18 protein-coding genes, 9 tRNA genes and 1 rRNA gene (1 of these 28 running past the window's edge) are annotated in these 25,377 nt (G+C 37.0%); 1 reads left to right on the forward strand and 27 read right to left on the reverse strand.

The genetic code is table 11. The features are described 5' to 3' along the window. Nucleotides 1–147 precede the first annotated feature (147 nt). From IGJ99_RS13965 to IGJ99_RS14020, 12 genes are all read right to left on the reverse strand, one after another. Nucleotides 148–753, reverse strand: a complete 606-nt coding sequence (locus IGJ99_RS13965; RefSeq protein WP_023520571.1) for a hypothetical protein — start codon at nt 751–753, stop codon at nt 148–150. Beyond that, nucleotides 754–1,689, reverse strand: coding sequence for a hypothetical protein (locus IGJ99_RS13970; RefSeq protein ID WP_010733911.1), 936 nt, complete (start codon nt 1,687–1,689; stop codon nt 754–756). 59 nt (nt 1,690–1,748) lie between these two features. Continuing rightward, on the reverse strand, nt 1,749–4,838 hold the full coding sequence (locus IGJ99_RS13975; RefSeq protein ID WP_438770905.1) for a lysozyme family protein: 3,090 nt from the start codon (nt 4,836–4,838) through the stop codon (nt 1,749–1,751). Between the two features lie 27 nt (nt 4,839–4,865). Beyond that, entirely contained in the window at nt 4,866–7,208 is a 2,343-nt protein-coding gene (locus IGJ99_RS13980; RefSeq protein ID WP_438748903.1) for a VirB4-like conjugal transfer ATPase, CD1110 family, read from the reverse strand. Beyond that, entirely contained in the window at nt 7,205–7,555 is a 351-nt protein-coding gene (locus IGJ99_RS13985) for a PrgI family protein (protein ID WP_096081861.1), read from the reverse strand. Before IGJ99_RS13985 ends, IGJ99_RS13980 begins: the two co-directional genes overlap by 4 nt. A 9-nt stretch (nt 7,556–7,564) precedes the next feature. After that, nucleotides 7,565–8,389 (reverse strand): hypothetical protein, encoded by an 825-nt coding sequence (locus tag IGJ99_RS13990; RefSeq protein WP_023520575.1) that lies wholly within the window; start codon nt 8,387–8,389, stop codon nt 7,565–7,567. A 34-nt stretch (nt 8,390–8,423) separates the two neighbouring features. Beyond that, a complete protein-coding gene (locus IGJ99_RS13995; RefSeq protein WP_023520576.1) occupies nt 8,424–8,651 on the reverse strand; it encodes a hypothetical protein in 228 nt (75 codons plus the stop codon). Between the two features lie 412 nt (nt 8,652–9,063). After that, nucleotides 9,064–10,761: a VirD4-like conjugal transfer protein, CD1115 family gene (locus IGJ99_RS14000; protein WP_137073100.1), complete on the reverse strand. Its 1,698-nt coding sequence runs from the start codon at nt 10,759–10,761 to the stop codon at nt 9,064–9,066. Between the two features lie 53 nt (nt 10,762–10,814). Further along, a complete protein-coding gene (locus tag IGJ99_RS14005; protein ID WP_438770906.1) occupies nt 10,815–12,371 on the reverse strand; it encodes a hypothetical protein in 1,557 nt (518 codons plus the stop codon). Next, entirely contained in the window at nt 12,289–13,551 is a 1,263-nt protein-coding gene (locus IGJ99_RS14010; protein WP_438770907.1) for a hypothetical protein, read from the reverse strand. Before IGJ99_RS14010 ends, IGJ99_RS14005 begins: the two co-directional genes overlap by 83 nt. Nucleotides 13,552–13,583: 32 nt before the next feature. Continuing rightward, entirely contained in the window at nt 13,584–13,805 is a 222-nt protein-coding gene (locus tag IGJ99_RS14015; RefSeq protein ID WP_175401353.1) for a hypothetical protein, read from the reverse strand. Nucleotides 13,806–14,078: 273 nt separating this feature from the next. Next, nucleotides 14,079–15,500 carry a helix-turn-helix domain-containing protein gene (locus IGJ99_RS14020; protein ID WP_023520580.1) on the reverse strand — a complete coding sequence of 474 codons (1,422 nt, stop codon included), beginning with the start codon at nt 15,498–15,500 and terminating at the stop codon, nt 14,079–14,081. Nucleotides 15,501–15,894: 394 nt separating this feature from the next. Here IGJ99_RS14020 and IGJ99_RS14025 point away from each other — a divergent pair, with 394 nt between their 5' ends. Further along, complete coding sequence (locus tag IGJ99_RS14025; RefSeq protein WP_409173676.1) at nt 15,895–17,325, forward strand: helix-turn-helix domain-containing protein; 1,431 nt, start codon at nt 15,895–15,897, stop codon at nt 17,323–17,325. An 82-nt stretch (nt 17,326–17,407) separates the two neighbouring features. Here the strand turns inward: IGJ99_RS14025 and gor are convergent, their stop codons facing one another. The 15 genes from gor to rrf form a co-directional block, all read right to left on the reverse strand. Then, the gene (gene gor / locus IGJ99_RS14030; protein WP_438770908.1) at nt 17,408–18,754 is read right to left on the reverse strand and encodes a glutathione-disulfide reductase; all 1,347 of its coding nucleotides are present in this window, start codon (nt 18,752–18,754) and stop codon (nt 17,408–17,410) included. Between the two features lie 145 nt (nt 18,755–18,899). Continuing rightward, on the reverse strand, nt 18,900–20,141 hold the full coding sequence (locus IGJ99_RS14035) for a peptidase U32 family protein (protein ID WP_023520582.1): 1,242 nt from the start codon (nt 20,139–20,141) through the stop codon (nt 18,900–18,902). Between the two features lie 18 nt (nt 20,142–20,159). After that, nucleotides 20,160–21,083 carry a peptidase U32 family protein gene (locus IGJ99_RS14040; RefSeq protein ID WP_023520583.1) on the reverse strand — a complete coding sequence of 308 codons (924 nt, stop codon included), beginning with the start codon at nt 21,081–21,083 and terminating at the stop codon, nt 20,160–20,162. Between the two features lie 238 nt (nt 21,084–21,321). Further along, nucleotides 21,322–23,796: an ATP-dependent Clp protease ATP-binding subunit gene (locus IGJ99_RS14045; protein ID WP_438748908.1), complete on the reverse strand. Its 2,475-nt coding sequence runs from the start codon at nt 23,794–23,796 to the stop codon at nt 21,322–21,324. Between the two features lie 7 nt (nt 23,797–23,803). Beyond that, nucleotides 23,804–24,271, reverse strand: a complete 468-nt coding sequence (locus IGJ99_RS14050) for a CtsR family transcriptional regulator (RefSeq protein ID WP_010733901.1) — start codon at nt 24,269–24,271, stop codon at nt 23,804–23,806. Between the two features lie 165 nt (nt 24,272–24,436). After that, a tRNA-Arg gene (locus IGJ99_RS14055) sits at nt 24,437–24,510 on the reverse strand. Nucleotides 24,511–24,573: 63 nt separating this feature from the next. Further along, nucleotides 24,574–24,647 (reverse strand) — tRNA-Pro (locus IGJ99_RS14060). A gap of 17 nt (nt 24,648–24,664) precedes the next feature. Further along, a tRNA-Arg gene (locus IGJ99_RS14065) sits at nt 24,665–24,738 on the reverse strand. Between the two features lie 10 nt (nt 24,739–24,748). Continuing rightward, nucleotides 24,749–24,834, reverse strand: a tRNA-Leu gene (locus IGJ99_RS14070). Nucleotides 24,835–24,851: 17 nt separating this feature from the next. Further along, nucleotides 24,852–24,923 (reverse strand) — tRNA-Gly (locus IGJ99_RS14075). 10 nt (nt 24,924–24,933) lie between these two features. Then, nucleotides 24,934–25,006: transfer RNA gene (locus IGJ99_RS14080), tRNA-Thr, on the reverse strand. 26 nt (nt 25,007–25,032) lie between these two features. Beyond that, nucleotides 25,033–25,114: transfer RNA gene (locus tag IGJ99_RS14085), tRNA-Leu, on the reverse strand. Nucleotides 25,115–25,121: 7 nt separating this feature from the next. Continuing rightward, nucleotides 25,122–25,194, reverse strand: a tRNA-Lys gene (locus tag IGJ99_RS14090). A gap of 3 nt (nt 25,195–25,197) precedes the next feature. Further along, a tRNA-Val gene (locus IGJ99_RS14095) sits at nt 25,198–25,270 on the reverse strand. Between the two features lie 12 nt (nt 25,271–25,282). Beyond that, a 5S ribosomal RNA gene (gene rrf / locus IGJ99_RS14100) occupies nt 25,283–25,377 on the reverse strand (it continues 21 nt past the right edge of the window).

Below are 25,377 nucleotides of genomic sequence, written 5' to 3' on the forward strand. Positions count from 1 at the left end.
TAAAACCGAATAAACGGCGAGAACAGAAGTAACCTCATCGGAAATAAGGCGCCATCCACAAAAATTTGAAAAACAATTTTCGTGGATGGCGCCTTATTTCTCGAGACTGAACACTTCTTTCCCGACCTCTTTCTCTAGATCTACAGACTATCTCGTTGGTAATGGTGTACCTTTTGCTAGTGGATTTCTTGTCAATCCCTGAGTTCTTAATGCATCATTGTGTAGTTTTGCTTGTCTATTCGCTCTATTCGTCATTGCGGATAGTCTTGGCTTTCCATCTGGAGTGCCGCCTTTTTCAGCTGAATTACTTCTAGATAGTAAGGGCTTTTCAGCTGAACTTCGTCCATGGGACATTGAGGCAGTCCCCTGTTCTCTGGTCAGATGGTCTCTACTGATAACAAGTTTCCGCTTAATAGAGTTCCAGGCTTTAGATAAAGTTCCCATATCTTTTGACTCTTTATCTATTAACTTTTCTCTTCTATCTGCACGATTTTGCTGATACGTTCTGTATTTTTGTCTCAAGAAATGCCAAGCTCTGGCTAGAATCCCTTTTTCTTTTAGATCTTTACTTTTTGGATTTTCTCGTGCTTCTTTACGTTTTTGTCGAAATACCTGAACTTTTCGATATACTTTCATTCCTAATTGAACAACTTTTTTTATGAATCTATAGAGCCAAATTGGTCCTCTTTGAAAGATTCTTTTAAAAATATTTTCGAGCTTATCGATTTCTGGATCTTTATCTACGTTATTCATTTAGGTCACATCTCTTTCTGTTATAATAACTGTATTGCCCTCTTCATCTGTGGTTTCTTGTGTTCTTGAGGTGTCTGAACGACTCGTCCCATCTTGTGTCATTTGTACAGATTCATACGGCTTTTCAAATAGAGTGTTCCATTGGAAGCTTCCTTCATTTCCAAGCAGCCTGTATTGATTCGCTTCTTCAGTGATTCTAAAAGTGATTGTTTTTTGTAGATTCCCACTGTCTGTTCGATTGACGACAAAGTTGGCACCTTCATGATCGGTATCAAATGAAACAATTCGATACTCAAATGTTACTTCTTCATCTGATCTTCCTTCTTCAATTTTTTTCTGAGTAAATTTGTCTTCTCCAAACTCTAATGTAAAGGAACGACTATTGTTCGTATTTTCCCATGTTCCTTGCATCAAGATATCCATCCACATTTGTGAAACCGCTCGTTGTGCGGCTTCAACCTGCTCAGAAATTTCTGCTTCTAACTGGGCTTTTACTTCTTCTGTAGGATAAAGATACACATCTTCCCCATCATCTTCTCGATATAAGATCGTGTTTCCCATCTTAGTTTGTAAGGCAAATTCTTTGGTTTGCTTCTTATCGTTTTCTAAAACTACCTGACCACTTGTATTTAAATAATAGGTCCCTGACTCAAACCAATCACTGGAGACTTTATAGGTTCCATCAGTTGCTAATACGATTTCTGTATCATCTGGTAGATTAGAATACCAGGTGCCACTGTAGATCGTTGCGTTAAAACGATCTCTTGACTCTGTTGTTGCTTGTTCTTCTGTCGTTGAGTCTGTTGATTTACCTGTATTTTCTTGTGCAGTATTCATTAATGAATACCCTACGAGTCCAGCAACCACAGCAACAAACAATCCAAGTCCGATAATTATTTTTTTACCTGACTCTGTTTCTAAAAAATTTTTTAACATACTTCCTCCTTTCAAGATATCCTCTAAACCATCTGTCAATTATTTTCAGTGTTATCTTCTTATGGCAGGCCATATCCTGAAATAACATTACTTCCAATGGCGTAAGTTCTTCTTCTTACTAGATTGTCAGAGTTCCCTTCGATGACCTGAATAATATTTCCGCCAGAATATTCAACGATTCCTACATGATCTTTTCCTGTTCTTCCACCAGTCCAGTCAAAAAATACAAGATCACCAGATTGAGGAACATAATTTTCATCATATGTTTTGAACTTATCATTCGCCTCAAACCATTCTTTCATATCAAGAACATTGGCTGTATTCAATACTCGTCCTTGTTCCAAGTATCCCGCTTCATTCGCTATCCACGAAACAAATACAGCTGACCACTCCATTCGATTGTTGAATCCAGCCCATCGCCAATACTTCTCACCATTCGGGTTACCAAGTTCTCTTCTAGCAAGCTCAGCTAATCTGCCTGTATCTGCCATGATATTTCTTGTGACCATGGCGGTATAAAACATATTGCCAAAGATGTATCGCCAGTTATAGCCCAATCCTTGCGCGACGATATGATTGAACGGAATGGTTTGATTATTACTTTTCATTTGCGCATACAAGCGCGCATCTTCAAAGGAATAAGGCGCATTTCGTTTGATCAGATCATCAAGATACGCTTCGCCATAATTATAGGCTTGAACCGCTGCCAGACCATTCAGATTATTGCTTTGTGCTTTTTTGAGCAGATAAGCAAAATATTCGACGCCTTTTTCAATCGATTCCTCTGGCGTAGTGATTCGGTCTGGAGATGATAGTGCCAGTTGCGCATTCATGATATCTGGCTGAATGGCTTCATTTCCACCAGATTCTACCCATATCATGGATAAAATGGCATTAGTAAATGCTTCAATGCCATGTTTGCTCGTTTGTTCCGCAACTCTGTTTTGCCATTTAGTAACTGCTAATGGGGGATTGATCAGATTCCCATGTAACCCGCCACCATTACGCATATAGGCTAAGTTGGTATCCGTACTAAAGACTAAATTATTGATGTAGATCGCTGGATAAACATCAGGATCTTTATGCCAGAAGCGATATTCTTTCATTGCAACTAATAAATTCCCATCAAACTGATTTCTTGTATAGCCAATCAAATCACCTGCTTCTAAGGTTCTGCCTGGCCTCACTACTGGATCAATATTGACATAATACGCATAATATAGACCTGTATCCGTTTCTATTGCTGTCGTTACAGGCGCTGAACCATCTGTATGACCAGCCTGATAACTATAGTTGATACTTTCCACTGTTTCAAAGGTGGTGGCATAAACAGGTGTTCCAGGTTCTGCTTCCAAAGCGATTTCGTAATGTTGGGTATTGGGATTACGTCGACGATAGCCAAAATTATCCACCACGTTTGCGTAGTTCATCTTACCAAATGGATTAGCCATGAAAATTTTATCTTCAAAGCGATCTTTCTCCATGATTGGGTAATATTTATCTACTTCATCTTCATCAAAAGCAATGACTCGTCCATAGTAATCATCCTCCCTTGAATAACGCCTAGCCACATAGACTCCTACTTCAGGATCCGAGTCAAACATTTCACCAATTGTTTGGACATTGATTTTGACGGTAGCAACATTTTTTTTCTCACGTTTTACTTCTGTATGCTCTTCACCTGTTTCTTTATCCACCGTTATCACAACAGTTTCAACTTCTTTGTCTTTTTCAATGACGGTCGTGTAGTTGTAGACCATGTCATGTAATGCATGGATTTCATCTTTTACAGTGAATACTTTGATAGGTTCAGGTGATAATGGGTGTGGTGCGTCATGAAAAACAGCATATGTGTTATCCCTCGATGACCATGGAATCCAGACACCTGTTTTTTCAGCCACTCTTTTTCGATAGGTAACAATGGCAGTATTATCGATATCATAATCTTCAAACTTTGCATTTAAGTAGTAGATATAGTTATCTCCATTGGATACATACATAAATTGCTCTGGATCAGATTCTATCCCGTTTACTTCAAAATAGACCTCATCATGCTCCGGATCATCAACTAGTCGATTGTACGTATCATATACCTCTTTGTTTTTATAAGTATCTAACCACGTGACATAGTTGTATGCTTCGGTAATCATCATCGACTCTGTTTTTACGACAAATAAACTTAAAATCGTTGTCCAAAAAGAAACGAAGATCGAAATGATCGCAATGACCACTGCAACAATCAAGATGATTACGATCAATTTCAATAAGATAGGTAACTTTAGAATAATAAGCATGGTGATAAGCATACCAACTAAATTCAAATTACCCTCTTCATCTCGCCCAACCTTATCGATAATTAAGTCTTTGATTTTATTTTTAAAAGGATTTTTAGGCGAAATTTGATCTTTCAACATATTATCTAATTTGGCCCGCATATTCCTTTTAGCTGCAACCTTCTTTTTTCCTTCTTTTCGCTTATTGTTTCTTTTCTTTTTTTCAAGCTGTTCATTTTTAGAAAGATGCAAAGCTCTTTTTTGATTTTTATGACGTAAATTTGTTGTGTTAGTGCTAATTTTTTCTTGTTGTCCTTGTTGCTTTTCTAGTTTTACTTTACTGATATATCCTTTGTAAGTGTTACTTTTTTTTCGTTGGTTACGAATTTTTTCCTGACGGTTTTTTCTATTCAAAAATACTTGAGTATTCGTTTTTTCGTTTTTTTGTTCTGTGTCGTTATTAGTCACAGGAGCAGAAGCGATGGTTGTATCGACTTTATTAGGGCGCATCATTAAATCATGTTGCTGTTGCTTTAGTTCATCTCTTCGACTTTCTCGAATTCTTTGTCGTCGACTAATGCTCTGAGTGTTGACCGGTTGGCTTTTATTCGTGCTATCTAAAGGTTCCTGATTCACATTATTTTTATCGTTTTTGCTTTGTTTTCTCTGAAAAATTATTTGCTGGGATTTTCTTTTGATACGAGGATTGTTCCCCTTCAATAACTTCAACAGTTTTTTTCTTCGAGAAGTACTGATAGAATTATCTTTTTTTAAAGATAGTTTGCTACTTCTTACTACCATTTTTTTATTATTTGTACTAGTAGTTGTAGCATTCTTACCTGCCCTGTTCTTGTCTAAAATTTTTGAATCAGCCACTTTCCTGTTTCCTTTCCCGTATGCCTATCAAGTTTCTCCAGGTTTCGTTGACATCATCTTATAGAGCTGTGTATCTTTAGGGAAATGATCATAAAAGGGTAACGTTGTATCCCCAAACACCATAAGACCATACCCTTCTGGAGAGTTCACTACGTATTTTTCTTGTTCTTCTGAAATATCAAACAGTCTAACTAGCTGTGTGCGGTCTGATTTTGCTTGATTCAACATCATGATAAAATCGCTATTTGACAACATCCGTCGAGCTAAATCGGACAATAGTAAAGTTTCGACGTTCTGGGTAATGCCAGTCGGGATCGCTCCCCATTTTCGTGCACGACTCCACAGCTCAAAGAAGTAGTTCTCAGAATATTCATTCGTAAACAAAAGCTGCATTTCATCAATATATAACCACGTACGAACACCACGTTCACGGTTGGTCGTGATTCGATTCCATACTTGGTCTAATACAATCAGCATCCCCATCGTTTTCAATTGTTTTCCTAGATCCTTGATATCATAAATCACTAAACGCTTGGTAATGTCGACATTTGTCTCTGCAGAAAAGACTGACAAACTTCCTTCAATATAGATTTCTAGATCCATGACTAATTGCTTGGCTTCTTCTTCTTCTTGTTCTTTTAAAATATTATAAAAGTCAATGAATGTTGGTGTACGATCATTCAACACTTCATACGTTCGACGACAAACACGGTCAATCAACGTTTTTTGTGCCGAACTTAGCCCCAATGCCCCACCAATAATCAGGTCAAATAACGAAATCAAAAACTCTGATTTTAGCACGACTGGATCAGTATCATCTCCATAGTTCTCATTGATATCCATTGGATTGATCGTTGTCGGTGAATCACTAGAGATTTTGATGATCTCACCGTTGAAATTTTGACCAATGACAGAATATTCTCGCTCAGGATCAATAATGATGACTTCATCATCTGCATCGCGTAGTAGTACATTGACGATTTCACGCTTGACTGAGAAACTTTTACCAGAACCTGGTGTTCCTAGAACAAATCCATTTGGTGCTTTTAATAATTTTCGATCGAGTGAAAGAATATTTTTTGAGATCGCATTGACACCATAATACTTCCCATTTTCTTGAATCAAGTCCGAAATCGTGAATGGGATAAAAATGGCGGTACTGGCTGTTGAAAGTGTTCGATCTAATGGAATCGCATTGTTTCCCAACGGTAATGTCGCATTCAAGCCATTTTCTTGCATGAATTCCAATTCAATAAGTTTAAATCCAAAGCGACGAGACACTGAGTTTATTTCATCATGGACTTCAGCCAATTTTTCTTTCGTTGGTGAATGGAAATAGACAGATCCTGTTATCGCATATAATTTTTGTCCCCTATTTTGGAGATCATCCACCAAACCTTTAGCCTCTGTTAGTGAGTAAGAGAGTTCATAAGAGAGCATCTCAAAGTCATACCCACTTTGTAACGCCTTCTTCTGCTCATCCACTTTTTGTTGTTCCATAAAAGCCAATTTTGTCTTCACTAAATCAAAGGCTTCATCTTGATCCATTGGTTCAATATGTAAAGATACAACAATTTCACGAGGGATTTCTAACATTTCAAAAAGAAACGTATCTGATAATTCAGAAGGGTATTCTTGTAAATATAATGTTTTTGCATAGTGATCATCGATTTTTACGTAGTTTTTGTTTTCTTTAAATTCCATGACTTCAGGTAGTACCTCATCGACTTCTGTTTTAACCGTCTTGTCATTCGTTAATAAGATTTCGGAAATCATATGTAATAATTTTATTTTTTCTACCTTTTTTGCTTGACTGCCTAAGCGACTAGCAAACATTTCAAAACGATCTGCTACCATCTCTAATTCTTTTTGCGCGATCTCTAACGTAGGATGTTTCTGTACAAAAGTAAATAAGATCGTTTTTTTGAAACCATTTTTTTCTTCATCTAATTTCCTTGAAATGACTTGATTCATTTCCTCACGATATAAATCGAGGAAATCATTTTTTGCCTTGTAATAAAGAACCGATTGCAAATCAGCAAGCGGTCGTTTCTTTTTATAGACAGTTAATTGCAACTTTGTTTTACTACTCAATGAATTTAAAAAGTCGCAGTATTGAGAGAAAATTTCAATTTGATGATCGTCAGAAGATAATTGATAATTGATATCTTGTAACTCAAGCGTCAATGAATAGGTAAATTCATCGATTTTACAAATACCACTTTCATAAATCTCTTCAAATCTAAACGTATCTCTGAAAGGATCAATCTCCTCTTTCTTCTTCGATTTAGGTTTGCTAATAAATTCTTTTTCCTCATCTTTTGGTTTTTTAGTTGGTTTTAACGCTTTGAGCGCTTTTAACTTCATCATGTTTCTTGCCCGCCTACATCTTCAATTTCTTTATTCATTTCTTCCTTAGGCTTCTTTTTTCGTGTCCCTGGTGCCACGTGGTATTTGAAAAATTGTTTAAGATAGATATCAAATGTCAAGCCATTTCTTTTAAACCAGCCAAATGAAACGATTGGAATGGATGAAAGAATCATCAACCAACTTGTGATTTCCATAGGAATATTTAATCCTGCAATGAAAATCAAACTGATCAAGACATTTACTCCAGCTGCAATAGCTAAACAAAGCAGCTGCTTTAAATTCATTCCCGCAATTACCTTTTCTTTATATTCTTTAATATCCTTTGGTATCTTTACCTCAACTGCCATAGTTCCTCCTTACGATGCTGACATCAATGTTTTTGCCCATCCTTTAGTTTTATTTACAGAAAGTAATAAAGCAATCATGTAAACTGTCAAACCTAAAATAATTCCAAAAATACCTGAACCAACTTCTTCCATAATACGATGGAAGATCGTCGGATAAATCACCAGTACTAACGCGATGAATGTGCCCTGCAGACCGAGGGCAGCGAAATTCTTGAAGAACCCCTTGCTCATCACTGAAAACTCTTGGCTTGGTAAGGCACTCATCGGAATTGGTGCCATTGCACAAAATATATACATCTCCAAAAAACGAAGATAAATAGTTACTTGAACCAATACGCGAACAACAAGGGATGCTAAAAACAGGATACACATCACGAGTAGTACAACTAATTGTGACCACCAACTTAGTTGAGAGACCGCCTGTCTCACTGCATCAGCTGTATCTCTTACAGCTGATGCATTTCCAACCGTTAAAATCCTAGTGGTTAAATTGCCAGCAATGATAACCATACCATCTAAAATGTCTTGAATTCTTAAAATAACTATGTAACAAATGACGAATTTGATCAATGCTTTGATAATCATCTCAAATCCTAACATGGGAGCTCCACCTGCACCTTCAACTTTCGTTGAGATTTTTTGAAACTCTAATAGAATAAAAATTGCTAGAATGGATAAAGCAAGTGGCCCAACTACGTGTTGCTGTAGTCGTTCCACTAAACTGTAGGCATCATATATGTAACTTCGTAAATCCATTCCTAAAATATTTTTTAGATCGTCCCCATTAAGAAATGTCATGATTTGATCAAAGATGGTCATAATTGCAGATTCCATATACTATACTCCTACTCTTCTTTTTGCGTAACGATTATGGTAAAAACGAACCAATATCAAATGAAGTAGCAAACCAACCTGCAGCGACTAGAATCAATCCACCACCAACAATCTGCCAAATCCCTTGTTGTAATTGAGGGCCATTTTTATCTTTTAACGCACCAGCTAGGATAATTGTTCCCCAAATCAACCATAGTCCACCACCAATTAATGTAAACTGTGAAACTAATCCAAATACTTGTTCTAATAATTGTGCATTCATAATTTTGCTAATCTCCTTTTTTATAATAATAATTTTTTATCTTATTTCATAAATTTAGTATATGCGAAATTCTGTGTTTACTTGTATCAGTTATTTCTTCCATTAGAAATTTTAGAATAATTACGACCATTACTTTAGGAGATAAACTGGATAATCGCCTATTATCAAATGAATCTTATTTTTAGGACTAGAACCATCATTTACAATTAACCTTCGATAATAAACCGATTATATGTTATTCTTACTGGCTATTTTTATATTGCTTCAACCTACGATGAATGAAATGGCCAAATTTCACTGTTCTTTTCAGTGAACCAGCCTTTTTTAGCTAATAAAAAGCACCACATTCTCAGTCTATCATTCGAATGAAGGTGCTTTCTATTTATTATGAGTGATTCATTGATCGAACTAGTTAAGCAGATAGATTTCGTTGATACATATAGGAATCCGTCACATCGCCTAACTTCTTATAGTTTTTATGTTTCACAATATCATATTTCTTTGATAAAAATGGATGGACTCCGCGAATTTTTAAGATACATTCCTGTCCTTTGAGACTTGCTACTTCATCGGGGTCCATCAAGTTCCTTCCTAATTTCTGGAAGTTCTCACTAAAAGAACCATTGCTTCCTTTGGTGACGCTTGTATTTCTTTGTTCAATCGTTTGTTTCCCTAGCAATTTTGAGATATATTCGTGCGTACTTTGTTCCATTCCGCCTAAATATAAAAAGACATCACTGGTCCCAATAATCGTTTCCCACGTATCTTTATACAAAGTTTTTAACTGACTGATATTTTGTAAAATGACATTTGTGGAGATTTCACGGCTTCGAATAACCGAAATCACTTTTTCAAAATCAGGAATTTGTCCAATATTGGCAAACTCATCTAGGATACAACGGACATGACAAGGTAATCGTCCCTTATAAACGTTATCTGCTTTATAAACTAACATGTCAAACAATTGCTGATACATCATACTCGCTAAAAAGTTGAAACTGGTATCTGTATCTGGCAATAAAATATAGAGAATCGTTTTGACATCACCAACTGTATCTAACTCAAGTGTATCTTGCGAAACGAGTTCCTTGATACTTGGAATATCAAATGGTGACAACCGCACGCCTAGACTGACTAAAATACTTTTTGTCGTTTTATCACCAGAAAGTTTAAAAATCTTGTACTGTGATACCGCAAAGTTTGTCGGATCTTTTTGTTCTAACTCATTGAATAAAATATCTAGTGGGCTGACATAGCCAGGCACATCTTCTTCAATATCTGCTAAACGGACTAATTCAATCACGTTTCCTAACGTCCGATCTTCTGCGGTTACTTCTTGAATCAAATAGCTAAAAATAGCCATCAATAGGGCTGTTTCAGCTTTTTCCCAAAAATCGTCTCCGCCTTTTTTATCCGGGTTCGTCGTATTTTTGATGAGATTGTTCACGATTTTCAAGATATCATCCTCAGTTTGAATATATTGAAACGGGTTGTACTGATGCGTATCTCTTCGGTTGATCAAGTCAAAAATCTTGATTTGATAACCCGCTTCTTCAAACATTTTGCCTGTTTCAGCTAATAATAAGCCTTTAGAATCACTGACGACATAAGAGGAATGCATTTGCATCAAGTTAGGTTTTACATAAAATCGCGTCTTACCACTACCGGCTCCTCCCACCACAACGACATTTTTATTTCGGTTGAAATTATCGTTTCGTGTAATCTTCATACGTCCTGATAATGATAAGCTTTCGCTCTTCGTCAACAAGATATTGAAATCTTTTTTCTTATCAAGAAATGCACGGATGTCGCTGTACTTTCCCCATCGTGCACTTCCATATTCTTCATTAGGGCGGGTATTCTTCTCATCAAACGTCTTATATAAGATAAAAAGTACATAGGAAATAGCAACAACCGCTGCTATCCCTAATGATATCGGTTCATAAGAAAATTGCGGAGCAAATCTAGAAAGTTCTTCAAATGTTCGGTTGAATGTCGTTAGTAAATTATCTGCAAATGATAAATTCCCCGTATTCTCTGCTAAAAATAAATAACCAATACGATTACTCACATAAAGCAGAATACCAATTACTAACACATGCACTACCATAAGCTGCCGGGAATTTTTCAAATTTTTTATTTCCTTTCAGTCAAAGTTATTTTTTATAATTGTGTCGTTATAGTTTTCTTATTATTTTGAATTTGAACCTGCGTTTGCTGACTACGTGCTCGGTTATTTCGCTCATTTGATAATTGCAATGAGTTTCTTCTTAATGACTCAAAGCTTGCTTGTCGTCCGATGTCAGGACCCGTACCGGAAAAACTTGCGCGACGTTCGATTAGCTGATTTCCTCTGTTTGTCAATGCGACTGGTTCTTTCGAGCCAGAGGGTGTTGGTTCTACCTTCGTTTGCGATGTACTTAGCTGAGGTTGTGTACTATCTCTTGGTTTCATCTCAATGACTTTCGATTCTTTCGCCGTCTCAGTGGTTCGTTCAGATCTTTCTGTCGTTTTTTGTTGCTCATTGGTCAGGGCTTGCTCAGGTGCTTTCGCTTTTTCATCAAGACCAGCGATCGCAGATACTTTCTCTCTAAATTCTTTTGAATCTAAAGATTGACACTTCCCTAACTCTTGGCCTTCTAAAATTTTTTCGTTAACTTTTTTTTCAAATGCCAAATCCTCTCTTTTGGCTACACGACTTTCAATTCGTTTGAACACAAACTTGTCTAATAATTGGATACCGATTCCAATACTGACACCAATCAAAGCCACGGCACCTAACTGCATCAAGAATGGCGCAGCCATAGAGGTTGCAAGCATCGGCACTAGCGCAGATAGGGCAAACATTCCACCTATCCCTAGAGCCAGTGGTACAGCCAACATGATAAATAAGGATAATTTATTTTTCATCACATAATCAAACATCCGCTTCGGCGCATGACGGACTGTTTCCCACGCACGTTTGGCTCTTGACTGTTTTTCTTCTATTTCAGCTATGTTTGCACCTTCTTTGGTTGGTGCTTCCATCGCTACAACTTTGCCTTTGAGATCCTTAGAAGCTAATCTTTCTTTTGTTACTTCAGATTTCTCTATTCCTTCTACCAATTTCTCATTTACTGGAGTTGCATCTTTCATTTGTTCCGCTGGCTGTTTTTGTTTTCCAAAAGTCAATTTTTCGCGTACTTTCGACAATCCACGAGCAATTGGACCAAATACTCTTGGGAACTTCTGTACTAACTTATTGAATGCTTGCGGAATTTTCTTTTTCGCATAAATAATTGCTTTTGAACCAAAAAAACTGGCAGTGACAAAACCAACTGCAGCATTCACAAACTGTTGCCCAAAAATAGTCATAGCTGTAGATGGTAATATGGAACCCACCCATGACATACCTAATGGTAACATGGCAATCGGCCATAGATTCAACAACCATCTAGCTGCACGGATTTTTCGGGAATTTCTGAAAAATGATTGTTTTAATTTTGAATGATCTAATTCACTCAACTTTTTCGTTTGTTCTTTTATTCCACGAGTTTCTTCTTGTAAGCCTTTGATATCTTTATCCATCTGTTTTACACTTTCAGTAGATAAATCTTTGGTCAATTTTTGCAGTTTTTCAGGATCAGCCAAAACCGCTTTAAGTTCCTTTAAAAACTGCACATCCTCGGTCGTATTGCTCTGTTTGATCCGCTTTGATAAGCTCTGCTTTTTTACTTTCAAGATTTTCGCTTACAACAGATTCTTTTTTAGGTTCTTCCACTATTGGTTTCTGTAGCTTCGTTTTTTCTGGCGCCTCGTTCACGATCACATTGACCTCTATCGGAGGCGGGTTTTTTTCAACAGTAGCACTATCGACTTCATCTTTTTTTGGTTCTTCCGCAATCACTGGAGTTGGCTCGCGTTCAATCGTAGGTGTAACAACAGTCGCCTCACGATCAGCCTTACTTAGGACAACTGCTTCCTTTGCTTGCTCCGCTTTCACTTCTACCGAACGAACGATTTCTATTTCAACCTTATCGGTATAATCAATCAAGCCTTTTGTTTCAGCAATTTCATTTTGATATCCTTCTTTTATTGCACTAATTGCTTGAAATTTTGACATTAACACTTCGTCTGAATCATTTTTATTTACTGTAAATTCAGAAAAAGAATTGGAACGTCGCAAAGGTTCTAGTTGATCTGTGTCTACCGCAACTTTCTCTATCTTATCCTTTAATTCTTTTTGGACGATCTCAATTTTTTTAACTTTCTCTTCCGCTAATTGGACCTTTTGTTCAAGGACTGTCTTTTTACTTTTCTTTATTTTTCCAATTTCAGCCCTTAACTTATTGACCTCATCTTCTTTTGCTACTAGTCCTACTCTATGGGCGGTCAATTCTTTTTTAAATTCGTCTTTTTTGATCAATGCGAGAACGATTGCTGAATCAACTTGCTGGTCTTTTGTATTTATTTTTAAAACACTTTGACCACTTCCATATTTGTCTAATTCTTTTTGATGACTTTCCAGAGTCGTTTGAACTTTTTTTAACCTCGCGTGTTTTCCGGCATACTCATCGTCGATAGCCTGTTGCTCAGAAAAGCTGATGGCTCCAATCCCCTTGATGGTCGCTATGTCTCGTTGTAGACGAATAATTTCTAATTGGTAATCAAGGATTTTAAGCTCTTTGGTAATATTTTCTTTCTTATCACGGATTAACTCATTATGCGTCGTATCAAAATTTATGTCTTTGCTTTCATTTCTGATTTTTTCATCAATTGGAGATCCAATGATTCTGTTGATGATTGCTTCATTTTTATATGAAAATATAGATAGAAATGATTCATTGATATTACTTTTATTATTTTCTTTAAGCTTGTCTTCTCTAAGCATCTTTTCTTTAGATATATCTTCTATAGACATCCATCACTCACTCCTCTCTCTTTTCCTTTGTATTATCTCGAGTGTCCTGTCGTTAGAGATTGGCCAGAATAGGTACGCAGCCGAGTCGTTTGTTGTTGGGCTTGTGATACTCGCGTATTCAATCGACTCTCTTGCGATATGCTTGAACGGATAGACGTACGATCTAAGTTATTTCCTCTTTGCTGTGAAGCTACTTCACGTGAACGTGTAAGCGCCTTTTTTTGTGCCCTTTTTTCCCATCCCTTTCTAACCATTTTTCCAATGAACTTTCCAAGTGCTTTGGTGACTACCCAAAGTATTTTAAATATCAAAGATAATGCCTTGAATGCTATACTGTATACCCCAATCAGTAAAAATATTGCTAACTTATTCAACGAATTTTCCAGCTCACTTTCTCATAAAATGCCTATCCTATCCAACACCAACTAGCGGTTGCTTTAAGCGTACCTGAATTTCGACTACCACTACTATCTATTTTTTCAAAATTGATAAAAAGATGAAAAAAACGTTCAACAAAACGATTTCTGTTAAGAAGAATAGAGACACTGCTCAAAATTATTCCAAAAAATCGAAGTAGGAACTTTAGAGATTTTCAAAATTTCGGACGTGATCCGATCAAAATTTAAGGATAGATCAGTCAAGATCAAATCGTATTGATTGATTAATTGGTAATCAATAGAAAAAACGTCCTTCTCATAGATATCAATATTTTTTAAAAATGGATGCTTATGTAAAATCAAATTTTTATATAAAAGAGATAAGCCAATTTCTTGAGAACTTAATAATAAAATCGACTTCTCTTGTATTTTGGGTTCAATCATCCGTAACAAATCATTGGAAAAAATGATTAATTCGAGTAATAATTCTTTATGCAATAGTTCGCTTTGCTCAACAAAATTTAATTGCGCAATTTGCAAAGATTTTTGATAGGCTTGCCAGATCTTAGGGTTGTTCTCCATCATTTTTTTATAGAATATATCTGCATAGCTTACTTTAAAAATGGCTAATTCTTTATAAAAATTGATAAAATCAAAAAAATATTCGATTTCCGTAGTGTTGATCGACATGTCAATCGCTAATAGACTGTAAAAGCTTTGAAGAAACTTTTCAATATTCTGCTCTAATCTCTGATCACGATGTTGGACCTCTGTAAACATTAGACCAAAATAGGAAGTGAGAATATTAGAAACATTTTTTTGTGTGACGTTGAATTTATATTTTTGACTCATTAACGTACAAAAAACTGTATCACTTTGGATAATCTCCAAGATGGTACCCACGATTTGCTCATTGTGGATCAATTCTTTCTCAGGAATAAGATGTTTATTACCAATTCGAATAATCGAAGAATAAATATAATACACCGAATACATCACTTTTGGTGTACTAACCGTCCTTTTTTGTGCCTTCAAACAACGTCTGAGCATCTGATAAATCGTATCGAAATAAGGAAATTCTTTTACTTTATAAATTTCCTTGAACATACTAGCAAATAAACGTCGAATCTCGATTTCATTTCCAGTGATCGTTAGTTTGTTCTCTAAATTAATTTGGACATTGATTTTTTCTTTCAAGAAATATGTATTGATTTTGGCGACGATCCTGCGGATACTCGTTTTACTTAAAAATAATTTTGTCGCAATCTCAGAAAGAGAAGGTTCTGTAATGAATATGTACTTTAAAATTTTCACATTTGTTGAATTATTAAGTATCCTGACAAATATATCATCTAAATTCAATTTCTTTGGTATCGAAAGCGATACCTCTTTGTACTGATTAGTTTCAATACGAGCGGGAAAACAAGCTGTATTGAAACTATCGATATCTGCTACAATCGTTTTATCTGTAATACTCAATTCTTTGGCTAGATTACTAATATTCGATGACTCAATATTTAGCAAATAAAGCAATGAGATTTGTCTCTCTAATTGTTTCTCAAGTACACCCATAGTCAACAAGCTCCTTTCTTTTAAAAAACCTATAATGTATAGTACAGCTTTTTCGATAATTTCTTAATATTAGTTTTTCTGTTTTATAAAAAACATGTTCAATGCTCACATTGCTCGGATGTTATAGTTAAGAATTTGTAAGTGAAACAAACATGTATCAGAAAATTTTACTTTTGCGTGTGTCAATTGACTACTTCTAGTTATTCAGATTATTATATGTTGTTTTTTTAAATAATACTTATTAAATAAAGAAGGCAATTTCACTTTTAAATAACCACTGATTATAATAAAAAGAAAAATTCGAATAATTAGAAAAGTATGATAAAATAATGTTTATAACATGGATAAAGGATGTGAAAAAACAGATTTTCTATTTTTAGAAGATCTGAAAAGTATGATAAAACGAACAAATATGCTTGAAAAGACTTCTGAAAGGCAGATCAAACTAGCTTTACTCTTAGGCATGGCCGCTATTGACTGTTCGACTTTAGCAGAACAACTTGGGGTAACAAAAAAAACATTATTGACCGATATTGCGTTTTTTAACCATACATATGCACCAGTTTGCATCAACACCGATAAATATCAAGTGGCTTCTTTACTATTACCACCAGAAATCAATTTGGAAGATTTAATCAAACAAATACTCAATCAATCAACGAATGTACAAATGCTACAGATGATTTTTGAAGTAGAGCCAACGTTATCTAAATTAGCAAATAAATTATATTTAAGTGAAACAAGTATTCGCCGGATCATTGCAAATATCAATACTTACTTCTGCGAGATCAATGCGCCATTATCCATACATATCTCCTCAAAACTCAAAATCATTGGGGATGAAAGTTACATTAGGCAATTCTTCTGTAGTATGTTTCGTGAGCAATATACGCCACAGCAATTGCCCCATTTTTATCACATATTCGATGTGTTACAACGTTACTATAAAAAGCAAGCAACACATCAAACAATTAGTACATATAAAGTGATTATAAATAGTTTTTATCTTTACACAGCAATCATTCGGATCGGACAAGGCCATTTGATCTCAGAAAATAAAGGAAATCCAATCAATGATCCTTCTTTTTTTGAAATAATAAAAAATAATACAGTGTTTTGTTCAATCATTGAAAAAGAATACGGTTTTAATGTGACAACCACAACTGTCTCAAATCTATTAGACAAAAAAATCTATTTCCCTTGTGTTCAGTCAGCACCTAGTAGTCAGGGGGAATATCAACGGATTCGACAATTTTCAGAGTACTTTTATCGTTCATTATCTCAAGACTTCTCTTTGAATCAAGAAGGTATTCAGAAATTGAGTGAGTTGATCAATTACAATAAAAACCGACAATTCTTTAAAACAACATATCTACAGATTTTATCTGAAATCCTATTTACGCATTCGCCTCAGATACTAAAAGCATATAATCAAGCCATTGACCATGCTGGATTAATGATGATCAAACGGAATCAATTACTCTATGAAGAGTTACTATTAGAATTGATTTCATTATCACCTGCTTTACTGACGACTGTTTTTCCTTACAAGAAGAAGGTGTCTATCTTGATTGTTTCTTATCAGGAAGAAAGAACACTTGCACTGTATAAGCAACTGTTATTCAAAAAAATCCCTGCGATTCATAGGATCCATACATATACTGATAACATTTTTCAAGTAAACTACGACACAGTCAATCAATATGATTTAGTTTTAACAGACATCGAACTGAACCAAGCTAAAACGAAAGCTAAAATGATCAAAATTTCTAAAATACCAACAACCTCATTTTGGAATAACATTGAAACAGTTCTTTATACATAGTTTTATCTGCATAAATCAGAAAAAGCAGACGTATATTCCGTCTGCTTTTTAGATATAGGTATTTCCTCAACTTACTAACGACTTAACGCATTGTAACAAATTCTTCTGCACCTGTTGGATGGATGGCTACTGTATTGTCAAAATCTGCTTTGGTTGCTCCCATTTTGATCGCTACTGCAAAACCTTGTAACATTTCATCGACACCTACACCGATGGCATGCAGCCCAACAATTTTTTCTTCTTCACCCACACAGATCAATTTCATTTCACATTTTTGTCGATAATCGTTTAAAGCAAAATACATTGGCGTGAATCGTGAACGATAGATTTTCAATTGTCCTTCACCGTATGTCGTCAACGCTTGCTCTTCGGTCAATCCGATGGTCGCAATCGGTGGATGAGTAAAGACGACTGTTGGAACTAAATCATAGTCTAAATAAGAATTTTCTTTGCCATTGAACAGTCGCTCAGACAAACGACGACCTGCAGCAATCGCTACTGGCGTCAAGTCGATTTTACCAATGACATCACCAATAGCATAAATATGTGAATCGGTTGTATTTTGGAATTTATCCACTTTGATAAATCCTTTTTCATCTAATTCAACGTTCGTTTTTTCGATGCCTAATGCATCTGTATTCGGTACACGTCCGCCAGCAAATAACACACACTCTGCCATTAGTGTTTCCCCATTTTCAAAGGTAACGGTGTAGACATCCCCGTTCTTTGTTATTTCGCTAGCCGTAAAGTTTGCATAAGTGTGGATTCCTGCTTCTTGATACATCTCAATCAAGTTATCAGATAACATTTTATCAAACGTACGTAATGGACGTTCTTTACGATACGCCCACATCACTTCACTTCCCAAGCCATTTAACACACCTGAAAGTTCAGCTGCAATATAACCAGCACCTAATACGATCGTCGATTTTGGTAATTCTGCCAATGCAAAAAAGCCGTTTGAATCAATGGCATATTCTCCACCAGGAATCGTCATTTTGCTTGGCTTACCACCAGTTGCAATCAAAATATGATTCGCTTGATAGCTTTCACCGTTTACTTCGACGGTTTGACTATCGACAAAGCGAGCATATCCTTTGATTGCTTCAACGTTATTACTATCTAAGCCTCTTTGATAAGCGCCATGAAGGAAATCAATGTATTTCTCACGCTTCTCTACCAGTTCTTTAAAGTCAACATGTTTGACGTCTGCTTGGATACCATAGCTTGAAGCATCACGTTCGATCGTTTCTAAAATCGTACTTGCTTGCCACATGACTTTTTTTGGAACACATCCGAAATTGACGCACGTGCCACCTAGTTCATTGCCTTCAATCAATAATACTTTCGCTCCATGCATACCGGCACGATTCGCTGAAGCAATGCCTCCAGATCCTCCGCCAATGACAATATAATCATATGTTTTCATCTTGTTCCTCCTTTTAGCAGCTGATGCCACATCCTACCGCTTATTTTTCTATAAACTTTTTTATCATCTCTTACAAAAAATAAGTGTAGCACGTTTCTAGTCATTCTGTTGACGAGATGCTCATTTCGCTTGATTGCTTAAAAAATTATTTTCTTTTTCTAATCATATCTCCAGGTTTAACTGGTTGTGTGACTGGCATGGTCAAAATCATCATAGGATTTGGTGCGCGATCAATGGATTCTCCTTCTTCATTGCGCATCACCTCAACCATTTGACTAAAGTGAGTAAATCCAGGCCCATAAAATTCGATTTCATCCCCTACAGAAAAGAGGTTTCTCTGACGGATTGTCGCTTGTTTCGTCTCCTCGTCATAAGATAAGACTTCTCCGACAAATTTATACACAGGGATCTTACGACGTTCACCAAATAATTGTTCATTTTCGCTAGGTGTATCGTAATAAAATCCTGTTGCTAGTTCTCGTTGAGCCACTTTCCATAACTCATCGATCCATTCTTGTTTGCAAACATAGTTTTCAGGATCTTCCATATAACTATCTACAGCTGCTTTATAAACATTTGCGACAGTTGATACATAATGGATCGACTTCATTCGACCTTCGATCTTAAAACTATCTACGCCATTTTCAATCAAGTCAGGAATATGTTCGATCATCGACATATCTACCGCACTCATCGAAAACTCTTCTTCAATCTCGCCAGCATCTGTCAAAGAGTTTCTCTCTTGTCCAAATGGCAAATCATACAATTCATATTTCCAACGACAAGATTGTGAACAGCCTCCACGATTGGCATCACGCATCGACATATGATTCGACAATGTACAACGTCCTGAATAAGAGATACACATTGCTCCATGAATAAATGCTTCAATCTCTACATCCGTATGTCGACGTATCTCAGCGACTTCTTCCATCGAAACTTCCCGAGCTAAAACTACACGTTCCAAGCCTTCTTCTTTCCAGAATTCCAATGTTTCATAGTTGGTAGCAGAAGCTTGAGTCGATAGATGGATAGGTAAGCCAGGGGCTTCTGTAGCACAGATCTCAATAAGTGCTGGATCAGAGACGATCACTGCGGAAATCCCCACATCGCGCAGGTTACGGAAAAATTCACCGGCTCCTTCATCATTTCCTTCATGTGTGACCATATTTGCTGCTACATACACTTTCGCTTGATGTTCTTTTGCGAATGCAACGCCTTCTGCCATTTCTTCATAGGTAAAGTTTCCTGCGCGACTACGTAACCCATAAGCATTACCACCAATATACACAGCATCTGCACCATAATGAATAGCTGTTTTTAGTTTTTCAAGCGTACCGGCTGGTGCTAAAACTTCCGGACGTTTTAATTTTCTTTTTGTTGTCATTTTATTTCACCATACTCCTTACTTGATAGATTCAGGATCAATATAAAAGAAACCTGTATCAAGTCCTCGATTCGTTGGATGTAATCCGTTGATCTTATTCGTCATTTCTTGTGCTAACGTTTCTGTCCATGTGTCTGCTAATAATGCTTTTTTTGCCTCAACAAATAATTTAGTGATCTCAACAAATGCTTCACCAGGCGTAAAAACGCCATCTAATTTCCAGGTACGGAAATGATGGGCATAAAGCTGTGGGAGTTCATTACTTAAATTGATGTCATTATTCGCAAAAATATGCGTACCATGTGAATCTTCATAAATCGAATAATGTGTATCTTCTTTTTTAGGTTCAGCGAGAAAGAGTCCTCTTTCACGATCTTTTTTTTCGTCCTGTTGCGTGTAGTTATAGTAATTTTGTAACAGTGGACGTTTCGATTGATGGATGCATGTAGCTCCATACACAAGTGTTTCTACAGGAATCTGTAACTTATTTTCCATTTCTTTCATCTCATCAAATGGCACTTCACGTGCTAAAACAGCAGAAATCGCCCCTTTTTTTGCCCAAAAATTGATTTGACGTGCACTCGTCACTAATGTTTCTGCATCAAAAACATAAGGGATACTCAACTCTGGATTTTTTCTCATTGTATAGATAATCCCAGTATCACCAACTGTGATCATGTCCACATTGATTTCTTTTAAAAATTGCAGATACTCTGGGACTTTTTTCATTTTTTCAGGATGAATGATCCCATTGACAGCTATATTTACTTTTTTACCGTAACGATGTGCCAGCGCAACTAATTCGCGTTGTTCTTCTCTTGTAAAAGAAGCTGGTAAGCGTAGACCGAAGCGTTCTTCCCCAAAATATAAGGTATCCACTCCTGCTTCAAGCAATTCTTCTGCTTGTTTCATTGATTCTATAGTAGTTATGATTTCGATCATCATTTCCTCCTCCTACAACTCCATAATAGTAGCACAGCTCTGAAAACTTTCCAATACTTCTTACATTTATTATTGATTGTAACGATACTGTAAAATAATTTCTGGCTTATCTATTGTTTCACCATTGATTTAGAAATAACTCCTTTAGAAAACCAAAAAACCCAAAAATTCAAATGATTTTTGGGTTTCTGGCTTGTCTATCAGAGCTAGCTATTTCTGTTGCGATCTCACTCTGTCATTATACTTTAACAGTTATTTTCTTAGGTTCACGCACATTCACTGTGATTTTGCCCTTCGAAGCGCCAACAGTGATTTGATCGCCTAAATGGATTTCTCCTCCAAGCAAAGCTTCGCTCAAACGATCTTCTACTTCTTTTTGTAATGCCCGTCTTAGTGGTCGTGCACCATACTCTGGATCAAAACCGACTTTCCCAATCACATCAACTGCTGCTGGCGTGATTTTCACTAAGATATCTTGTTCTTTCAACCGTTTGACGATCGATTGGCTCATGATTTGAACAATCGCATGGACTTCATCTTTTGTTAATGAATGGAAAACGACTGTCTCATCAATACGGTTCAAGAATTCAGGGCGGAAAGCTTTCTTCAGCTCTTCAAGTATCCGTTTTTGCATCGCTTGATGATCTTTAGTAATATCTTGGACGTTGAATCCAACATTTTTTTCCTCACGGATTTGAGTAGCGCCAATATTAGAAGTCATGATCATGATCGTATTTCTAAAGTCTACTTTTCTTCCTTTAGCATCTGTTAAATGACCGTCATCTAACACTTGTAATAATAAATTGAAGACATCTGGATGAGCTTTTTCCACTTCATCTAGCAAGATAACTGAGTAAGGTTTTTGACGAATTTTTTCCGTCAATTGTCCACCTTCATCATAACCCACATAGCCTGGAGGCGAACCGATCAAACGACTCGTACTATACTTCTCCATGAATTCAGACATGTCGACACGAATCAATGCGTCCTCTTCCCCAAACATTACTTCTGATAATGCTTTCGCCAATTCTGTTTTTCCGACTCCTGTTGGGCCTAAAAACATAAAGGAACCAATCGGGCGATTTGGATCTTTTAAGCCACTACGCGCCCGTCTGATCGCACGAGAAACAGCTTTGACCGCTTCATCTTGTCCAACAACACGTTCGTGAAGCAATGCTTCTAGTTCCAGTAATCGTTGACTTTCTTTCTTTTCTAACTGTTGCAATGGTACACCTGTCCACTCCGAAACAACTGTAGCTACATCTTCTTCAGTCACCCGATCCGCAAAACCATTTTTATGTTTTGCTTCAATCGCTAAACGTTTTTCTAGTTTTTTCATTAAGCTTTTTTCTTGTCTACGTAAATGCGCAGCTGTTTCAAAATCTTGTTTTTGAATCGCCTGTTCTTTTTCTTTATTCACTTGATCGATCTCTTGTTTCAGTATCGTCGTTTCTGACAAATCGTCCGCTTGTTCCAATCGAACTTTCGCTGCCGATTCATCAATCAAGTCGATCGCTTTATCTGGTAACTGTCTGGAAGTGATATATCGAACAGAAAGATTGACTGCCGCTCGTACTGCTTCATCGGTGATCTCCACATGATGATGTTCCTCATAGCGTGAACGTAAACCACGTAAGATTTCTTCCGCTTCATCTGCTGTCGGTTCATCTACTTGGATACGTGCAAAGCGTCGCTCCAATGCCGAGTCTTTTTCAATGTATTTTTGGTATTCGTCTAATGTTGTCGCACCAATCGTCTGTAATTCTCCACGTGCTAACGCTGGTTTCAAAATATTCGATGCATCGATGGCACCTTCTGCGCCACCAGCACCAATCAATGTGTGTAATTCATCAATAAAGAGAATAACTTGACCATCATGATAAATTTCATCAATGACTTTTTTCATTCGATCTTCAAATTCTCCCCGATACTTCGTCCCAGCGACTAACGCCCCCATGTCTAACATCATCAGACGTTTTGCTTTCATCTCTTCAGGTACTTCACCTAAAATGATTTTTTGAGCCAATCCTTCTGCAATCGCAGTTTTACCGACCCCGGGTTCTCCAACTAAAACAGGGTTGTTTTTTGTTCGGCGACTAAGTATCTGGATCAACCGTTTGACTTCTCTTGAACGCCCTACGACTGGATCTAATCTGTTTTCTTTGGCTAACTTAGTTAAGTCTCTAGCTAATGAATCCAACGTAGGAGTACCTTGTGTCATTGCTCGCTTTTCTTGTGGATTTCGACGGCGAATACCACCGGTACTCGTGTCCGTACCCATCGTACGTTTCAATGACTGACGAACTTTGCTCAAACTGATTCCTAAGTTGATCATGATACGAGTAGCCATGATACTCTCATCTTTTAGTAGACTAAGTAAAATATGCTCAGTCCCCACTTTTTGTACACCCATTTTATTTACTTCGCTATTTGCCAAAGCAAAAATTTGTTTCATTCGAGGAGAATAAGGGAGAAATACACCTTTTGCATAAGTTTTCACTGTACCATAACCGACTAAATGCTCGATTTCTTCATAAATATCTTTTTCATTCAATTTCATATCTCGTAATACTTTCCCAGCAATCCCGTTGGGTTCGATCACTAAAGCCAATAATATATGTTCTGAACTTACCGCTTGATGTTTGAAGCGTTTTGCTTCTTCTTGGGCAATTTCTAACACACGTTGTGCTCTTTCTGTAAATATTTCTGCCATTTAAATTTCACTCCCCATCTTCATAGCTTAATCGTTCTAAAAAGGCTCGTAGAATTCGAGCACGCGTATAATCTTCTGTCTCGTTGATGTTCAATGTATTTTTAGCAATCGCACTCAACATCAAGTTTCCCTCTTTTTTGGTAATGATTTGGTCTTCATATAGTTTCTGAATAATGGCGTAGGCATTTTTTTCATTGATTGTTTCGCCAAATAGCAAGTTGATTCGTTCAAGCATTTGTTTTTTATCCGACATTCTCACTTTAGCAATGCGGATATACCCACCACCACCACGTTTACTCTCAACCAAATAGCCACGTTGAATCGTAAAGCGTGTATTGATCACATAATTGATTTGTGAAGGAACGCAGTTAAATAGATCTGCCAATTCAATCCTTCGAAGCTCGATCATCTCGTTTTTTTCCAGGATCTTTTTTATATATGATTCAATTAGATCCGAAGTATTTTGTTGTGCCATCCCACTCATTCCTTTGACTAATATTGACCTTAATTATAGCGAATTTACAGGTAGAATGAAAGGAGAACGCTTGTTAGATATTTGATTCGAAGAATAACGATAAGCGACAATTTTTTTATGTAAATAAAAAAAACTAGGAATTCAATGAAGTCCCAGTTTTTCCAACGCGCCCAAGAGGAGTCGAACCCCTAACCTTTTGATCCGTAGTCAAACACTCTATCCAATTGAGCTATGGGCGCATATTCAATTAATTAAAAATAATCATACAATAAAACGTATAACTTTGCAACAAATAAAAAAAATCGGGAAGACAGGATTCGAACCTGCGACCCCTTGGTCCCAAACCAAGTGCTCTACCAAGCTGAGCTACTTCCCGAAAAAATAAAAAGACTACGCGCCCAAGAGGAGTCGAACCCCTAACCTTTTGATCCGTAGTCAAACACTCTATCCAATTGAGCTATGGGCGCATATTTGTAATGCCGAGGACCGGAATCGAACCGGTACGGTGATCACTCACCGCAGGATTTTAAGTCCTGTGCGTCTGCCAGTTCCGCCACCCCGGCGCGTAGTACATTGGCAAAGCGGAAAACGGGGTTCGAACCCGCGACCCCCACCTTGGCAAGGTGGTGCTCTACCACTGAGCTATTTCCGCGTATTTACGATGCCGGCTAAAGGACTTGAACCCTCGACCCTCTGATTACAAATCAGATGCTCTACCAACTGAGCTAAGCCGGCGTAAAAAAATAGAAACAATCATATTATGCGGGTGAAGGGACTTGAACCCCCACGCCGTAAGGCGCTAGATCCTAAATCTAGTGCGTCTGCCAATTCCGCCACACCCGCAAAAATATGAGCCGTACAGGGCTCGAACCTGTGACCCTCTGATTAAAAGTCAGATGCTCTACCAACTGAGCTAACGGCTCATATGGAGGTTAACGGGATCGAACCGCTGACCCTCTGCTTGTAAGGCAGATGCTCTCCCAGCTGAGCTAAACCTCCAAAGATAACAAAGCGTGGCGGCGTCCTACTCTCACAAGGGGCAACCCCTCACTACAATCGGCGCTAAGAAGCTTAACTTCTGTGTTCGGCATGGTTACAGGTGTATC

Source organism: Enterococcus sp. AZ095b, from assembly GCF_051714725.1.
Taxonomy (GTDB): Bacteria; Bacillota; Bacilli; order Lactobacillales; family Enterococcaceae; genus Enterococcus_B; species Enterococcus_B pernyi.

Coding starts and splice junctions, on each gene's coding strand:
- IGJ99_RS13965 (WP_023520571.1), bottom strand. CDS start 753: ATGAATAACGTAGATAAAGATCCAGAAATCGATAAGCTCGAAAATATT.
- IGJ99_RS13970 (WP_010733911.1), bottom strand. CDS start 1,689: ATGTTAAAAAATTTTTTAGAAACAGAGTCAGGTAAAAAAATAATTATC.
- IGJ99_RS13980 (WP_438748903.1), bottom strand. CDS start 7,208: ATGATGAAGTTAAAAGCGCTCAAAGCGTTAAAACCAACTAAAAAACCA.
- IGJ99_RS13985 (WP_096081861.1), bottom strand. CDS start 7,555: ATGGCAGTTGAGGTAAAGATACCAAAGGATATTAAAGAATATAAAGAA.
- IGJ99_RS13990 (WP_023520575.1), bottom strand. CDS start 8,389: ATGGAATCTGCAATTATGACCATCTTTGATCAAATCATGACATTTCTT.
- IGJ99_RS13995 (WP_023520576.1), bottom strand. CDS start 8,651: ATGAATGCACAATTATTAGAACAAGTATTTGGATTAGTTTCACAGTTT.
- IGJ99_RS14000 (WP_137073100.1), bottom strand. CDS start 10,761: ATGGTAGTGCATGTGTTAGTAATTGGTATTCTGCTTTATGTGAGTAAT.
- IGJ99_RS14010 (WP_438770907.1), bottom strand. CDS start 13,551: ATGTCTATAGAAGATATATCTAAAGAAAAGATGCTTAGAGAAGACAAG.
- IGJ99_RS14015 (WP_175401353.1), bottom strand. CDS start 13,805: ATGGTTAGAAAGGGATGGGAAAAAAGGGCACAAAAAAAGGCGCTTACA.
- IGJ99_RS14020 (WP_023520580.1), bottom strand. CDS start 15,500: ATGGGTGTACTTGAGAAACAATTAGAGAGACAAATCTCATTGCTTTAT.
- IGJ99_RS14025 (WP_409173676.1), top strand. CDS start 15,895: ATGATAAAACGAACAAATATGCTTGAAAAGACTTCTGAAAGGCAGATC.
- gor (WP_438770908.1), bottom strand. CDS start 18,754: ATGAAAACATATGATTATATTGTCATTGGCGGAGGATCTGGAGGCATT.
- IGJ99_RS14035 (WP_023520582.1), bottom strand. CDS start 20,141: ATGACAACAAAAAGAAAATTAAAACGTCCGGAAGTTTTAGCACCAGCC.
- IGJ99_RS14040 (WP_023520583.1), bottom strand. CDS start 21,083: ATGATCGAAATCATAACTACTATAGAATCAATGAAACAAGCAGAAGAA.
- IGJ99_RS14045 (WP_438748908.1), bottom strand. CDS start 23,796: ATGGCAGAAATATTTACAGAAAGAGCACAACGTGTGTTAGAAATTGCC.
- IGJ99_RS14050 (WP_010733901.1), bottom strand. CDS start 24,271: ATGGCACAACAAAATACTTCGGATCTAATTGAATCATATATAAAAAAG.